The sequence below is a fragment of the Pedobacter nototheniae genome (genome assembly GCF_032678625.1).
GTDB classification, from domain to species: domain Bacteria; phylum Bacteroidota; class Bacteroidia; order Sphingobacteriales; family Sphingobacteriaceae; genus Pedobacter; species Pedobacter nototheniae_A.
On the sequence record NZ_JAVTSO010000008.1, the window covers coordinates 113,572 to 128,302 of the forward strand.

14 protein-coding genes and 1 pseudogene are annotated in these 14,731 nt (G+C 37.4%); 7 read left to right on the plus strand and 8 right to left on the minus strand.

What is annotated here, in order from left to right:
• Positions 1 to 6: 6 nt before the first annotated feature.
• A complete protein-coding gene (locus tag R2Q77_RS19360; RefSeq protein WP_316805356.1) occupies positions 7 to 1,464 on the plus strand; it encodes a HAMP domain-containing sensor histidine kinase in 1,458 nt (485 codons plus the stop codon).
• Positions 1,454 to 2,140 (plus strand): response regulator transcription factor, encoded by a 687-nt coding sequence (locus R2Q77_RS19365; protein WP_316805357.1) that lies wholly within the window; start codon positions 1,454 to 1,456, stop codon positions 2,138 to 2,140. Before R2Q77_RS19360 ends, R2Q77_RS19365 begins: the two co-directional genes overlap by 11 nt.
• Before the next feature lie 222 nt (positions 2,141 to 2,362).
• On the opposite strand, the gene R2Q77_RS19370 is transcribed toward R2Q77_RS19365, so the two are convergent.
• The 5 genes from R2Q77_RS19370 to R2Q77_RS19390 all read right to left on the minus strand — a co-directional run bounded on the left by R2Q77_RS19370 (position 2,363) and on the right by R2Q77_RS19390 (position 8,234).
• On the minus strand, positions 2,363 to 3,463 hold the full coding sequence (locus R2Q77_RS19370; protein WP_316805358.1) for a serine hydrolase domain-containing protein: 1,101 nt from the start codon (positions 3,461 to 3,463) through the stop codon (positions 2,363 to 2,365).
• Positions 3,456 to 3,968, minus strand: a complete 513-nt coding sequence (locus R2Q77_RS19375) for a nuclear transport factor 2 family protein (RefSeq protein WP_316805359.1) — start codon at positions 3,966 to 3,968, stop codon at positions 3,456 to 3,458. The genes R2Q77_RS19370 and R2Q77_RS19375 overlap by 8 nt, the downstream gene beginning before the upstream one ends.
• Before the next feature lie 128 nt (positions 3,969 to 4,096).
• Positions 4,097 to 4,909, minus strand: a complete 813-nt coding sequence (locus R2Q77_RS19380; protein ID WP_316805360.1) for a helix-turn-helix transcriptional regulator — start codon at positions 4,907 to 4,909, stop codon at positions 4,097 to 4,099.
• A gap of 273 nt (positions 4,910 to 5,182) precedes the next feature.
• Positions 5,183 to 6,631: a serine hydrolase domain-containing protein gene (locus tag R2Q77_RS19385; RefSeq protein WP_316805361.1), complete on the minus strand. Its 1,449-nt coding sequence runs from the start codon at positions 6,629 to 6,631 to the stop codon at positions 5,183 to 5,185.
• 181 nt (positions 6,632 to 6,812) lie between these two features.
• On the minus strand, positions 6,813 to 8,234 hold the full coding sequence (locus R2Q77_RS19390; protein WP_316805362.1) for a S41 family peptidase: 1,422 nt from the start codon (positions 8,232 to 8,234) through the stop codon (positions 6,813 to 6,815).
• Between the two features lie 294 nt (positions 8,235 to 8,528).
• On the opposite strand from R2Q77_RS19390, the pseudogene R2Q77_RS21055 reads away from it, so the two are divergent.
• The 4 genes and pseudogenes from R2Q77_RS21055 to R2Q77_RS19405 form a co-directional block, all read left to right on the plus strand.
• Positions 8,529 to 8,795, plus strand: a pseudogene (locus tag R2Q77_RS21055) (hypothetical protein); the annotation flags it as partial.
• Between the two features lie 14 nt (positions 8,796 to 8,809).
• Positions 8,810 to 9,367, plus strand: a complete 558-nt coding sequence (locus tag R2Q77_RS19395) for a helix-turn-helix domain-containing protein (RefSeq protein WP_316805363.1) — start codon at positions 8,810 to 8,812, stop codon at positions 9,365 to 9,367.
• Positions 9,368 to 9,463: 96 nt separating this feature from the next.
• Positions 9,464 to 9,724, plus strand: a complete 261-nt coding sequence (locus tag R2Q77_RS19400) for an aldehyde dehydrogenase family protein (RefSeq protein WP_316805364.1) — start codon at positions 9,464 to 9,466, stop codon at positions 9,722 to 9,724.
• On the plus strand, positions 9,705 to 10,232 hold the full coding sequence (locus R2Q77_RS19405) for an aldehyde dehydrogenase family protein (RefSeq protein ID WP_316805365.1): 528 nt from the start codon (positions 9,705 to 9,707) through the stop codon (positions 10,230 to 10,232). The genes R2Q77_RS19400 and R2Q77_RS19405 overlap by 20 nt, the downstream gene beginning before the upstream one ends.
• A gap of 187 nt (positions 10,233 to 10,419) precedes the next feature.
• Here R2Q77_RS19405 and R2Q77_RS19410 read toward each other — a convergent pair whose 3' ends face one another.
• Genes R2Q77_RS19410 through R2Q77_RS19420 form a run of 3 tightly spaced genes read right to left on the minus strand, consistent with a single transcriptional unit; the run spans position 10,420 to position 12,577 of the window.
• The gene (locus tag R2Q77_RS19410; protein ID WP_316805366.1) at positions 10,420 to 10,752 is read right to left on the minus strand and encodes an antibiotic biosynthesis monooxygenase family protein; all 333 of its coding nucleotides are present in this window, start codon (positions 10,750 to 10,752) and stop codon (positions 10,420 to 10,422) included.
• Between the two features lie 7 nt (positions 10,753 to 10,759).
• Positions 10,760 to 11,680 carry a helix-turn-helix transcriptional regulator gene (locus R2Q77_RS19415; protein ID WP_316805367.1) on the minus strand — a complete coding sequence of 307 codons (921 nt, stop codon included), beginning with the start codon at positions 11,678 to 11,680 and terminating at the stop codon, positions 10,760 to 10,762.
• Between the two features lie 12 nt (positions 11,681 to 11,692).
• Positions 11,693 to 12,577: an NAD(P)H-binding protein gene (locus R2Q77_RS19420; protein WP_316805368.1), complete on the minus strand. Its 885-nt coding sequence runs from the start codon at positions 12,575 to 12,577 to the stop codon at positions 11,693 to 11,695.
• Positions 12,578 to 13,363: 786 nt separating this feature from the next.
• On the opposite strand from R2Q77_RS19420, the gene R2Q77_RS19425 reads away from it, so the two are divergent.
• Positions 13,364 to 14,656 carry a hypothetical protein gene (locus tag R2Q77_RS19425; protein WP_316805369.1) on the plus strand — a complete coding sequence of 431 codons (1,293 nt, stop codon included), beginning with the start codon at positions 13,364 to 13,366 and terminating at the stop codon, positions 14,654 to 14,656.
• Positions 14,657 to 14,731: the final 75 nt, after the last annotated feature.

The window sequence follows — 14,731 nt, forward strand, 5'->3', positions numbered from 1 at the left end:
AGGAGCATGAAATGGCTTTCTTCCAGGTACGCATACCCGCTGGCAATATTTACGATAATCATAACTGTTTGTTTACAGGCAGTATGGATAAGGCAGTTGTATATAGCACAGGCAATTGATATCAACAACAGATTGGAAGCTTCGGTGAGTGAGGCATCCAGGAATGCAACCTATAAAACAATTGCACAGGGGCATGAGAAAAGCGTTCGATTTCAACAATTCTTTCTCTCTGCTGAATGGATTTCGCTCAGGCAGGCATTTGATGAGTTAAAGATAGATAACCTGCACAGTCAGTTCCATTATGGAATCACCAGAGATAGCTCTGTGGTGGAAATGCGAATATCGTTTCTTAACGATTCATCGAAAAAAATAGCTTTTCGTTCGAAATCTTTTATTCAGGGAAACGACGATAAGCAACTCAGTCTGGCAGATCAGCAGGATCTTAAGCAAATGGATAGCTTGGTGCATTTGGAGCTGGCATCTTTGGGAGGCGCCATAAAAAGCAATTATGTAGTATACGATTATGGGAGCGGCCTAATTAAAAAGGGAATGGCTTTGCCTAAAAAGAAGGATTTTGATTTTATCAGCAGCAAATATACTTACAACCTAAAGTTTCTAAGCCGTTATCAGTTACTTGTTCGCTCCACCAACTGGCTTATTATTTACGCTATGCGCTATTATCTGCTCTCTTCCGCCTTGATGCTGCTGTTTACTGTGCTGGCCTTTTACCTGATTTTGAAGCTAATGAAAAATCAACAACTTTATGCCCATGCACGGATTTTGTTTACCAGCAACATTACTCATGAGCTCCAAACACCCATCTCAACGATTAATGTGGCGCTGGATTCCATCAGTAAGTTTAAGCTGATTGAGGAGCCGGAAAAACTTAATAATTATTTAGATATCAGTAAGTTTGAGCTTAACCGGCTCAAGGTGATGATCGATAATATACTAAAACAAGAGGAGATGGATCATGGAGAGACTAAGATGCAATTTGAACTTTTTGATGTTTATGCTCATCTCTCACAAGTGATAGAATCTATGGGTTTACAAACCCGGGCGAAAGATGCTGAAATTTCTTTGCTTCCTATTCCTGAACCGTTATTCGTTTGGGCTGATGCGATGCATTTGACTAATGTATTTTATAACTTAATTGATAATGCGTTGAAATATTCACCAGTACACTCAAAAATCGAAATTACCTGTTCGGCAATTAAAGGTATTGTTGTTATTCAATTTAGTGATAATGGTCCCGGTATTGATGAGCTTTATCACCAACGTATCTTTGAACGCTTTTTCAGGATATCTGGCAAAGGGGACCTGCATAATGTAAAGGGATTTGGCCTGGGACTGCATTATGCAAAACAAGTTATTGAAATGCATGGAGGAGATATAAAGGTGTTTAGCAGGCCGGGTAAGGGGGCTGATTTTGTTATACATTTGCCGCAACATTATGAAAACTAAGGTTTTATACGCAGAAGATGAGCCATTTTTAGCCCGGATTGTTTCTGATGGATTAAAAAGTATTGGCTATCAGGTTGAAGTCGTTTCAGATGGTGAGCAGGCAATTCATGTTTTCCAGGCTATTCAGCCAGACATCTGCATTCTTGACATTATGATGCCCTTAAAGGATGGTTATTCTTTAGCCCAGGAAATCAGGGCGCAAAATCAAAAAGTTCCCATCATATTCCTTAGTGCGAAAGCCCTAACAGAAGATGTTGTCAAGGGATTTAAAAGTGGTGGGCATGATTATCTCAAAAAGCCTTTTAGTATCGATGAGTTGTTTGTGCGTGTAGAGTCTTTATTACATAGATTTGGAGGGTTAAATGGTACTCAGGAACTAAAAACAAATTATGAGTTTGGTAACTGTAAACTGGAGACTTTGACCCAGAAACTAAGTACATCAGTTGGAGAATTTGCCCTCTCTTACAAGGAAATGATCTTGCTGGAGTTGCTGCTTTTAAACCGTAACCAAGTACTGCAACGAAGAGATGCCCTAATTAAAATCTGGGGAGAAGATACCTATTATAATGGCAGAAGTATGGATGTATTTATGGCCCACTTACGCAAGCTTTTGTTTAGCGAGCCAGAGATTCAGATTATAAGTTTAAGAGGGGTGGGGTACAAACTTATTTGCTAACAGAACAAAATCCACAACAATAAATACTTTGTGCTTAAAGGTTTTTGATAACATACAGGCCAGCTCATGCTTATTTTTATTTCTTTTAACGCGAAAAAAAGATAACACAATTGTATGCTCTTCCTAAAAAAATCAGTCGGTTGTTAGATGGGCAGCAGGTGTTCTGCGGGTTTACATACTGCCCATCCTATGTGGTTTTCATGGGTTGTGGTCGTTCATCACCTAATTCAATCGAAGATAATTTTTTAGGTGCTCATGCAGTTCTCCAGCCAAATCACTGTTGGTGAAAAAAACATAGCCATTTCCAGCTTTCCTATCCATCCAGAAATAAGATTGAAAATTACCATTGTTGCCCCGGTGTTCGTAACTAATTTTTTCAGGACCTTCCATAACGGCAACACCCAAACCCCAGCCCGTATCTCCATCATGGTCTTCATCAAGGGGTAGTTTAATCTGAGACCTGAAAAGCTCATCTGTAGTTGTATTTTTAAAACCCTTGCTTTCCATCAGTGCAATCAACAACGTGGCATAACTTACCGCTTCCGTATGTAAACCACCAGCAGCACCAAATTTTGTAGAATCCTGTGTAGCCAAAGACCCCGGCCACCTCAAAATGGGCTTTTTATTCCTATACCCAGTTACCTTGTTAAGTCCGATAAAATCGTTGTAGCTAAACCAGCACCGTTGCAAACCCAATGGCTGGGCAACTTCCCGTTGGAAAATAGAATCAAGTTGCTTCATATCAACTTTGTTAATCACCGCGATAACCTGTGAAAGATAATAATAGCCCTCTCCTGAATATGAAAATTGAGTGCCAGGTGTGAATTTGAGGTAGAGTTGTCCTCTTTTCACATTTAAGGAACTGTCTGGAAAGTCAGTGGTTCTCCAGTTGGGAAAGCCAGCAGTATGGCTAAGCACCATCCTGGCGGTTATCAGCTTGTAACGGGAATCATAGGCTATATCATCATATTCCATGTACTTGTAAAGTGGCTTATCCAAATCCAGTAATCCTTTGTCTACCTGCTTCATCACAAAATAGGCAAATGCAGTTTTTGATAATGATGCCGCTTCAAAAATAGCCTCATCGTTTATTTTTTTACCCGACTGAAGATTTGCTACCCCAAGTGCCTTATGGAAAACAATTTTACCTTTTCTAATAACAGCAATGGATAGCCCTGGCATTCCGATACTATCCATTTTAGCCTTTAAAAACGCTTCGAGCCGTTTATTTTCGGTTCTTCCGCCTTCAAAAATCTTGGTTTGAGCAGTCCCATAAAAACCAAAACAGCAAATAAATAGAGCGGTAATAAAGAACTTAGTCATTGTGCATCACATCATGTCCATAACTTATTACCCTTGCAATTTTCCATTGTCCGTTAGTCAGTTCCCAAACCTGAACAAACTTATATTCACCACTAAGTTTTTCGCTCTGGCCTTTATTGGTGTGGTAAAACCGATGTACTCCAATCTCAACAGCCCCATAACCTTTTAATGGATAAACCTCCAGCGTTTCTTTTAAAAGCTCTCGTCTGATGTGGTTACCTCTGGCACACATTTCTTTGATCGATTTCATCTCATTATCAACCCCCACGGTTAGCCCGCCCAGGTCATGATAAAACTCTAAATCATCTTTAATGAATTTACGGTAGCCAACCGTATCGCAGTTATTGAACGCAGCAAAAACCAGGCTATCTGCTTTCGCCACCTCCAGAAACAGTTTGCTTGGCAAGGGTTTTACCGGCTTCAAACCAGTAGTGGTAGTTTGTTGAGCAAAGGCAGCCGTTATGGCAAAAACTGCCGGCAATAGAAATATTAAAGTTTTTTTCATATTTGTTGTCATTGTTTATTAAAATATTTGCAATATAATTACCAATAGTATACGCGTGGTTAATTAAGTTGCGAAAACAAAGTTAGTACATAGTTATTTGTTGAAATTGTAAAAAAGCGAACAGAGGCTTATTTTTTTAGCGATAGAAGGTAATCTGTAGACTTGAAATTTTTCGGACTCTTTCCAAGAAGAAGCTGGAATTTATTATTGAAATGAGCTTGGTCGTAAAATTTATTTTCCAAGGCCACCCGCGATAAAGTAATTTGACCATCCGGAGGATAGGCGATATCATCTACCGATGTTCTTAATTGTATAATTGCAGACAATTCTTTTGGCGTAAGACCAACATGACTTTTAAAGCTCTTTTGAAGATGACGTGTTGAACAATTGAGAACCTGGGCAATGGCGGAGATCTTAATATTTCCATTCGCCGAAAAAATCATTCTTGAAGCTTTTTCTATAACTTCAGCAGCCTCCTTGTTTGTTGCTGCAAAAGAGGTAAAGGCTATGGCCAGCTGCCTTATTAAATCGGCATAACCTGCTGTGGTAATTAACTCGTTATTAAGTATTATCCCTTTAAATACATCGCTTATTGCCAGGATGTTATCGGTTAAGACTGTTGCATTTTGTAAGCCAAAATAAGCCGGGGTCCATGGATGTAGCTGAACCATGGTTGCATTTGTATGAGCGAGTACATCTACATAAACGGGCTTGGTAAATTGGCCACATAAGTATATTCCCTCGCTCAATTGCTGTTCCCAGTTCTGCGATCTTACAATCAACCCAGGCCCCTGCAAAATGGCAATATTAAAGCAGCCATTGGGCAGCACACATTTTTGTTCTACCGGATAATCATTAAATAAGTTTTCTAATTTCCAGAGTTTTTTCAAAAAACGTGAAAGATAATTTTTGACATAATACTCGCGGTAATTAAAGCTCATGAGCAAAAGTAATTCTTTGTAAGGGGATTTGAATGTTAAATTATGTTATTAATAAGCTAAGTATACAAACAGCGAGTGCTGGAATTTTTAAAGAATCCATCTGAAGCTTAATAAAATGTTTTAAGTCACTAACCTTTATTTCCCTTCCCCTGATAGTCTTTATTACTGTGGCTTTTGATCTTTTGTCTTTCTGGGTGAGACAGGAAGTCAAAAGATATAACTGCTAGAGTATTAAGTAAATGGAGATATTGGAAATGTTTTTTTCATAATGCTTTAATTTATTTTATTTGCCTGAGAACTGTCACCGCTTGATTTCCAAATTTCAATCGATTTACCTTCTCCTTTAGGAAAGATGAGTTTCAAAGACTTTTCAGGAATTAAAAATTGATTTTCGGCAATGGGGATTAGCTGATATCGGTCGGAGTTGATCAGTACAAAAAGTTTATCATCTTCTTTGGTAATTATCAAAAAATTCCCTTCCCAGTCAAACTGGCCTGTAAACTGCTTTAATGACTTAATATCAACTGAGGCCACCTCATAGAATTCGGGACGGAAATAATCCCATTTATATTCCTCGGCTACTGCACGCTGGATATGATCGAACAAATCCCCAGTATTTTCACCATTGCTCATCACGACAACAGCTTGGTTTTTATCAACTGATCCGAATATAAAGGAAGTAAAGCCAAGACTGTGTCCAGTATGCCTGAATATGATATCATTTTTATAGGTCCATAGTGAAAATGCAAGCTTATCCTTATCCTCTCCTTTGTTAAAAACATTTTTGGTTATTTCCTTAGATAATATAGTGTGTGAATCTGTTTTATAGTCTTTCATTAAAGAAATGACAAATTTTCCCAGATCGTCTGGCGTTGTCCAGATCGCACCTGCTGCTCCAAATGGATATATTTTATGAGGAAACGGACGCAGATTTCCGGAATATCCTGTTGCCAGCCTATTTCTTAACTGCTCAGGAAGGGGCTGCAGAAAAGTACTGTTTGTCATCCCACAAGGCTTAAATATTAGCTGGTCTACAGCATTGGCAAAGGACTGGCCACTTACGTCTGCAATTAGTTTTCCAACAATTAAGTAACCCGTGTTAGAATATCGATGGGCCTTTCCTGGTTCATTAAAAAAACGAAGTCTCTGATCAACAGAGGGTTTTTCACCAGTCAGCATCTGTTCAAAGGTTGGAATAGAATCCTTTTCAAGATATTCTGACCAGAGTTGTCTGTCAAGACCTGAAGTGTGGGACAGTAATTGTCTTAACGTTACTTTCTGTACTTTTGTAAACTCGTTTTCGGGCACCTTCCATCCGACCAGTCTTTTATTTATATTTTCATCTAAATCCAGTTTACCTTTTTCCACAAGATTTAAAGCGGTAACTGCTGCTACAGGTTTTGCCAGAGAAGCTCCCGCAAATACCGTATTGATACTTACCTTTATTTTTTTTTCAATATCAGCATATCCATAGTCTTCAGACCACGCTATTTTTCCCTTATCAATAAAAACAATTCTTAACCCCGGGATGTTGTCTCGCTTTAAAAAATCAGAGATTGACATTTTTGGAGTCTGTCCTCTAATGGAATAAATCGGAATCAGATTTTTTTCTATATTCTTAAAATGCTGAAGATCTGTTTCTTTTCTGGATACATTATCCTGAGCTTTTGCAGTCCAAACTAAAGTGCAGAGTATTAACGATGCTAAAAATCGAGTTTTCATAATTATATCTTTATTTTATTAATGATTGAAGCCATCAATAAGATAGTTCAACACTGTTTTTGTTACCTTATTTACTATAAATACCTATATTTACCATTTATGACATGGCTGGTAAATTAGGAGAAGAAGAATTGGCATATCTGGTTTAGGAAAACTAAGACTATATGTTAAACCTATCGGATTATGCCAGATAGTCTAATGCAAATTTTATCCAGTCTTTGATACTCTTATCTAAGTAGATGTCTGGTTGCAGACCGATATTGTCAATCGGATATTCTGGCAATCTCAAGGAACGATAGGTAGGTAATTGCAATAGATATTCAGGACATCCAAAATCGAACATGCGGGCCGCAGCATAATCAAGTCCTCCCGAAGTCACAGCGCCCAATATTTTCACTTTTTTACTTTGTTTAGCCTTCATAACGAAACTCTCTGCAGAACTCCCTACACCTTTATCGATCAAAATAATCACATTGTCAGGACTATTTTTGATAAGATCTGTTTCTTGTATGGAAAATGCGCTGTCTTTAAGATTTACGAATTTACCCATATTTTTTTCGTAAAGTCCAATCCAACGTTTAACAGTGTCTATTTCACCTTGCTTTTCTTTATTGTTACTTACTGTTTTAATATAATTCTCAAGACCATTTACTAAAGTTTGGGTTGCCAGATATTCAACTCCCATATTTCTAATAGCATTTGTCATGATGTAAGGAAATAACATCTCATAGGCATTGTCTGTTCCTCCAGAATTTCCTTTGATATCGATGATCAAATTTTTACACTGTAATAAAGATTGATTATTTGCTAAAAGATCTGCAATGATGTCAACGAAGGGATAATCAAAAGAGGGAAGTGTTAACAGTGCTGTTTTATCGTTGAGCTTTTTCAGGCCGAACCCATAAAGTTCTCCTATTTTTCTTTTCAATTTTTCCTGAGTTAAACCTAATACAGGTAATTCTTTTATAAAAGAGGCTTTTGCCTCTTTAAAGTAGATGATACTATTCTGGTAAATCTCATAATTTCCGGTCTTCAATTTTTTGTCAAAAGTGTATAATTCATACTTTCCATCTGGATACAATCTGAATTTTGTCTCATTGGGTTTCCAGAAAGAAGAAGTGGAGCTGATCACAAAACCTATTTTTACCCCATCACTGTTTTTAGTAATTCCGATTTCATAAACTGCACCTCCCGTCCATTCAAATTTGTTTTTCCAAACTCCTTCTAATGGATCATGAGGAGTTTTTAGCCCCATCCTAAATTTTTCAATATCGATATTAACCGAATCCGTACTGCTTACACCATTTTTGTTTATTGAAGTTGCTGGGTATATCCAGATATGGCCATCTCTAAAGAAATTTGCATATTTTTTTAAAACATTGAAGCAGTCCGTTTTATCTGTACCAATTGCTTGTTCCCTAAGTTGCTTTTTGAAACTATAATATAGTGTTTTATCCTTGGTCTTTTCTTCAAATCCAGGATATTCTTGTTCTATTTTTTTTATTAACAAGTTTAGGGCCTCGCTACATTTGCAAACGCTTTGAGCATAGGTTATATTTGTGAGGAAGATTATGGCTATTGTAAGAATTATTTTGCTTTTCATATCTGATATTAATGAGGTACAAAGAAAAACTTTGCCAAAGATTAGAAATTGTAAAAATCGTGCAGGGTATTTATATGGCAGATTTATGTCAGATCATTTTGGTAGAAATTTAAAGGTTTGCCTTCATAAGTCATAACTTTAAGTTGATTCAACATTAGCTATTGAATGTTGATTGTGTTTTTTGACTTACTCAAAAAATCATTCGAAATAAATTGTAACATAATGGTATTTCGCAGATCTGTTTACTAAACTTAAAAGAATCAGCTACTTTTTGCTAAGTAGTTATCCCATGATATGAATACACGCATTGTTACTGTTCAGGATTCGATATTGAAGACTTACATTCAATATTTTATTTTTTTTGATCGTAGTGATGAGGGGCAATTTTCTTATCAAACCTTTCCGAACACTAATCTTTGCTTAGCTATATATAGGAATAATAAGGTTGAATACAAACGGAATAAAAATGAAAACCAATGCACAATATTCGCAAGCCAAAATGCATTTTCGAGCCGTTTGTTTGGTTTTCATGAACAGCCTTTTAAAGTTGAAATTAATAACGCTCTTGACCAGATATGTATTTTATTCCATCCAGCAGGATTAAGGGCTTTACTAACGTACCATATTCCGATTTGCTTAACGAAGCAGATGTTTTTCAGTGTATTTTCGGAAATCAAACTTTTATGCTTGAAAAACTTTTTGAGCGCAATGACCCGCTAAAAAGAACTAATCTAATAGAGGCTTTTCTGATGAAAAAGCTAATGACGAGCTACATAGATTCGAGAACACAATTTGTGCTGGATCATATCTATCAAAGTAAAGGAAACATTTCTGTCTACGAACTGTCTTGCTCTCTAAAAATAAATGAGTCTACACTATACCGTTCTTTTAAAGCAGCCTTAGGCCAAAGCCCGAAAGATTTTATTCAGACGGTTTGGTTCAGAAATGCTTTTAAATTATTGTTGGATCAAGATTGCATAGGCTTGACAGAATTAACATATAAAGCGATGTTTTACGACCAGTCACATTTTATCAGAGATTTTAAAATGCGTTCTGGTATTCTACCTAATGAATTTCGAAAAAGCACACTTTTCGAGCAGTATTTGTTTGCATGGCTTGTAGATGATCGCTAAATATTGTGGACTGTTTGTTTGTAGTTAAGTCTGGATTTTTAGCTTCCCCTCAAAAATTTTTTTACGCATTTGAGCGTTTTCCGTTAAAGTGTAGATTTGTCGCTCAACTTCGGTTCTACGCTAGTAGGAAAAATTATTGCAAAAGGAGCCGTTGATACCATGAAGCGGGTTACACTGGAACTTGGTGGAAAGTCTCCAAACATCATTTTGGATGATGCTGATTTAGAGACGGCAATCCCGACAGCAATTATGGGTGCTTTTCTGAATAGTGGACAAGCTTGCGCCGCCGCTACCCGTTTATTAGTTCCTTACAGTAAATTGGATGAAGTAAATGTAATTGCAAAAAAAAACAGTTGAAAAAATAAAGGTAGGCGATCCCAAAAATGCAGATACCGGTGTAGGGCCGATGGTAAGTGAAAAACAGTTTGACCGGGTACAGGAATATATCAGAATCGGACAGGAAGAAGGAGCGACTTTATTAGCGGGAGGTTCCGGAAAACCTGAAGGATTAGAAGACGGAAATTTTGTAAAGGCAACTGTTTTTACTCACGTGAAAAATGAAATGCGTATCGCTCAGGAAGAAATTTTTGGACCAGTTCTAAGTATCATACCTTATAGAGACGAAGAGGACGGAATATCCATTGCCAATGATACAGCCTATGGACTGTGTGCATACGTTAGCTCATCAGATAAAGAAAGAGCTTACCGGGTAGCTACTCAAATTGATGCCGGAAGAGTCTGCATTAATGGTATTGCCCACGATTCGAAAGCACCGTTCGGTGGTTTTAAGCAATCGGGTATTGTACGGGAGTATGGTGAATTTGGCCTGGAAGAATATCTTGAGCCTAAAGCAATTTTGGAATAACAGCAACAACATTACTGTCCTATTTTTATAGGAAGGTATAAGGATGTAAAAAATAGATTAGAAATGCGGTTGACAGATGTCAACCGCATTCTGCTTAAATATTATATCGACCCCAAGAAAGACGTATTTGTTGACTAAATCCACAGTTAAATTTCATCCGATAATATCATCTGATAAAAAAGTTGTTTCAACCCTCCGCCTCCGGTAAGAACGTTGCAACAACTTCATACATTCCAGGATCAAATTTGGCTATTTTGAGTGCTTCATCAAAATAAGGAGAAGCTGCGGAATTATCCCGCATATTTTGATAGTCTTCTAAACTTTTCCACTGTGCATACATGGTAACTTTTCTGCCATCGATACTTCGGTGCAGACTTGATGAAATAAAGCCGACTACTTTTCGGACACTGTTTTCTGTTGCCAAAATTAGTAAGTCAACAAGTTTTTGCTGATTAATAGGATCAACTGTAAATACGTTGATCAGCGTCAGAAATTTATGTTCTTTACTAATGGTTGTCATATTTTTATCAATTAAAGTGTTCTCTAAATGCCAATGGCGATTGATTTGTTTTGCTTTTAAATAACCGGCTGAATGACTGTGGATGCTCAAAGCCCAATTCATAAGCAATTTCGCTAACAGATAAATCTGTAGTGGATAGTTTTTCTTTCGCTTTCTCAATCAGTTTATGGTGGATGTGCTGCTGTGTGCTCTGTCCGGTCAGTACTTTCAACATATTGCTTAAATAATTAGGCGATACATTTAATTGTTCGGTAATGTACTGAACGGTCGGCAGTCCTTTTCTTAACAAATCATCATTGTTGAAATGATTCAATAAAATTTCCTCCAAGCGGTCAAGCATTGTATGGTTGACTATTTTTCTGGTAATGAACTGGCGATGATAAAACCTATCCGCATAATTCAGCAGCAATTGCAGTTGCGCAATAATTAGGCCCTGACTGAATGTATCGATGTTTGAATGATACTCTTGTTTAATACTTTGTAAGATCGCTTTAATAATTGCTTCTTCTTTATCTGAGAGAAACAAAGCTTCATGAACAGCATAATCAAAATATTCATATTGTCCAATTGTTTTTGCCAGAGCAGTACCCCAAAGAAAATCGGGATGAATAAGCAGCAGCCAGCCTGAATGTTTTAATTCCTTCTCTTTGTTTACTTCAATTTTAAGCAGCTGGCCCGGCGACATAAATGTCATAATACCTTCGTCAAAATCATATTTCTGCTGACCATATTTCATATGGGCATTGAAGTTTCTTTTCATTGCGACTGAATAAAAATCATTGACAATACCTGCTGGCTCTTCTTCCGGTAAATTACTAATGTCTTCAAAATTTATTACACTGATTAGTGGATGCTCAGGCTTTGGCAATCCTCTGAACCGGTGAAATTCAGTAATGGTTTTAATCCGGTGTGGTTTTATGTTTGCCATAGTGAAATATACTTATTTTTGATGGTAAACCGCTGCAAATTCCTTTGCAAAATCTTCCAGTTTTACTTTCCCCATAACGGGTTGATGCTGGTCATAATCTTCCCTCATTGCACCACTGTGAATGGCCGTATTCAATTCTACCAATAAATTGGCAATATAGGGCGATATTCCATTACTTTCCAATGCAATCCCTGTTTGTTCATCGGTAAACAATTTCCATTGTAAATCCGGTTTGCCAATGGCAGCTCCCAAAACAGCAGCAACCTCGTTACAGGTTCGGTCATCGCTGGCTATATATCTTATTTTTCTGCCTGTCGTAGAAATTTCCAGCTCTTCTGCTGCTGCCGCTGCAATATCTACAGGCGAAACCATGGCTACTTTATCATTGCCGCCAAAGTTGGTACCTATAAAACCTGCCGTTTTGATCATGTCTATATAATGAAATAAATTATAGTAGAAAGAAGTCGGGCGCAGGTAAGTAATGTCCACATTTTTAAGTTGGTTAAAGATTTGCTCTACATGATACGAACCGGTAATAACGCCTGTACCTTCAGGCAGGTGAGCACCCCAACTACTCAACTGAACCACTTTTTTTACGCCTGATTGTTCAATGGCTTGTGCATAACAGCCGCCAATGGTTTGATAACGGGCAATAAGATCTGGGGCTGCAAAATCTGGTGGTATCATTGCGTAAACCGCATCTGCACCACTGAATGCCGCTGTAAGAAATCCGATATCTTCTAATTTTCCAATGGCTGCTTTTGCACCTAATGCTTCAATGTCTTTTTGCTTGTCAGGGTTACTGCTGATTACCGTAACTAAATGTCCTTTTTGTATTAATTCTTCAGCAAGAGGTTTGCTGATGTTCCCAAGAGAACCTGTTATAACTATTTTCATTTTCTATATTTTTTGTTGATACAAAGTTCAGCAGTAATAGAGAAACAGAAATAACCAAATCTACTTTTGTTGTAACAGTTTCCAATGGTCGGGGTAATTTACTTTGCCTGGTGGCTATCTATACTTGCTAAAATTGCTTCTTCTTTACTTCTTGGATGCTAAAAACAAAGTCATTAGTGGAGGCACTGTAACGCTTAAAAAACGCTGTAATCCTCTCAAATAGCAAAACCGTAGTCCACCCTGAATTGCTGATATGCTCCCAGGAGCGATCATTTTAGGCAGAAATTGAAAGATTATTACTGAAAGCCAGTTGCGAAAAAAACTGATCGAAAGATCAGAACGGCCAGTTTGCCCCGGAACAGGTGGTCACTTTAAAGCGAAATGGGGTGACAGTTTAAATGCGGAACGGGCGGCCATTTTTGCCGAAATGCACAATTAGTGAACCCAGTTTATGTTATTATACTAGGTTCATTTTATAAGTTTAAAACTGACAGTAATATTGACTGTAGAACTAAAAAGCCTCTGTAAGTATTTGACTTACAGAGGCTTTTGTTTGTTTTGGTGATCCCGCTGGGATTCGAACCTTGTGCGAAAATCAGCGATTAATAGTATTTGGTGTGGTTTTTAAATTCGACTCACCGAATCGCTCACCATTTTATTTGTACGTTTTTAACTGCAATTGCTATGTTTAAATATAATAATTATCTTTAAAAAAATCAACTAAATAACAAGGATTATTAATTTTTTGATTTCTTAAAGTTAGTAGAGGTACAAATAAATTTAATAGTGAGAGAAATATATAACAATCTTGTCGAGTGGATAAAAGGTAGTGCTCTATACAGGTTATTTTCAGTTGCAAAGGTTGATGATCGTCAATTAAATAAAGTCGATCCCAATACTATTAATTTTATACTAACAAATCTTGATGGTACAAAAACAGAGATGGAACTGTTGCAGTGGCTTGGTAATTTTGACGAAGAAGATAGAGCCAATGCCGTTAAAATCCTCACGAGGCTGGTGTTTGTTGGTCAAAAAGAGCTTTATTTTCGAACCAATGAATTAGTTGAAAAAGTTGAAAATATTGTTGCAAAAGAAAGCCATATTTATTTTTTACCTATTGCCAAATACGGAAAAAGTGCAACGATGTTGAGCTATTATTTCAAGAAATCTGGTGTCTTCCAAAAGATGGAAAAAGATGGGAGAGCAACTTTCCTAGTTACTGATCAACAAATTATGGATTGCAAATTTGATGGTTCTTGTGCATTGGTATTTTTTGACGACTTTCTGGGCACTGGTGGGTCTTTTGCAGAATATTATGCTAAGGTAATGTTGTTGAGTGCGAACAAGATTGAAAGATTGGATACATTTGTAAGTGCACTTCATTTTATGCCCGCAGCGGTCGAAAAAATTAAGCATGTTGTACCTCATGCACAGATTGATGGACATCTACATGAGCCAATTTTTGGATCTACGCCCTTATTCTGGACGGACAAGTCAGAGCGTGATCTCCTGCAAAAACTTGCTACTGAGTACTTCACTTTAAAAAAGCTATGGGGTAATAAGCATGCCCTAGGATTTGAAGGATCGCAAGCTATAATCGGCTTCGCCTATCTTCCTCCGAACAACACTTTGCCGATTATATGGTCTTCAAAGAACCAATGGTGGCCTTTGCTGCCAAGGGACTATCAATTTATCCTAGAAGATTACGAACGCGATCGACAAGGTATAATGCATGCCGCTTCGCTGATGAATCTGGAAATCCCTCCCGGTTTTTCTCTCTATCACAATTATCCTAAAAATAAGTATATTCTGGCTAATATTTTATTGATGATTGAGAAGAAGATAGCCGAGCCAGTAATCGCAAGAAGTCTTGGTGTGAACGTGGACATGTTGGATAAGTTCATCGCTGTTGGACAGGAGATGGATTTCTTGAATGATGAGCATGATTTGACACATCAGGGCAGAGAAGAATTGGAAGATGTTAAGCTAGAAATACAAAAATTTAAAAATAATAGGAGCAAAAAAGTTAAGTTTGTAAAGAAGGACAACTATGTTCCAAAGGATTTCTCTAGAGTTTGATGTTTCTCCGTGCATTAGCGTATTTAGTGTCTTGACACTATGCTCGGTGCCATTAGGGCTGGGTTCTGTAAAGGT

Excerpts from the sequence above, each read along its gene's own strand:
- R2Q77_RS19360 (WP_316805356.1), top strand. The coding sequence starts at position 7 with ATGAAATGGCTTTCTTCCAGGTACGCATACCCGCTGGCAATATTTACG.
- R2Q77_RS19370 (WP_316805358.1), bottom strand. The coding sequence starts at position 3,463 with ATGACTAAGTTCTTTATTACCGCTCTATTTATTTGCTGTTTTGGTTTT.
- R2Q77_RS19410 (WP_316805366.1), bottom strand. The coding sequence starts at position 10,752 with ATGACAACCATTAGTAAAGAACATAAATTTCTGACGCTGATCAACGTA.
- R2Q77_RS19385 (WP_316805361.1), bottom strand. The coding sequence starts at position 6,631 with ATGAAAACTCGATTTTTAGCATCGTTAATACTCTGCACTTTAGTTTGG.
- R2Q77_RS19375 (WP_316805359.1), bottom strand. The coding sequence starts at position 3,968 with ATGAAAAAAACTTTAATATTTCTATTGCCGGCAGTTTTTGCCATAACG.
- R2Q77_RS19380 (WP_316805360.1), bottom strand. The coding sequence starts at position 4,909 with ATGAGCTTTAATTACCGCGAGTATTATGTCAAAAATTATCTTTCACGT.
- R2Q77_RS19365 (WP_316805357.1), top strand. The coding sequence starts at position 1,454 with ATGAAAACTAAGGTTTTATACGCAGAAGATGAGCCATTTTTAGCCCGG.
- R2Q77_RS19420 (WP_316805368.1), bottom strand. The coding sequence starts at position 12,577 with ATGAAAATAGTTATAACAGGTTCTCTTGGGAACATCAGCAAACCTCTT.
- R2Q77_RS19415 (WP_316805367.1), bottom strand. The coding sequence starts at position 11,680 with ATGGCAAACATAAAACCACACCGGATTAAAACCATTACTGAATTTCAC.
- R2Q77_RS19395 (WP_316805363.1), top strand. The coding sequence starts at position 8,810 with ATGTATTTTATTCCATCCAGCAGGATTAAGGGCTTTACTAACGTACCA.
- R2Q77_RS19390 (WP_316805362.1), bottom strand. The coding sequence starts at position 8,234 with ATGAAAAGCAAAATAATTCTTACAATAGCCATAATCTTCCTCACAAAT.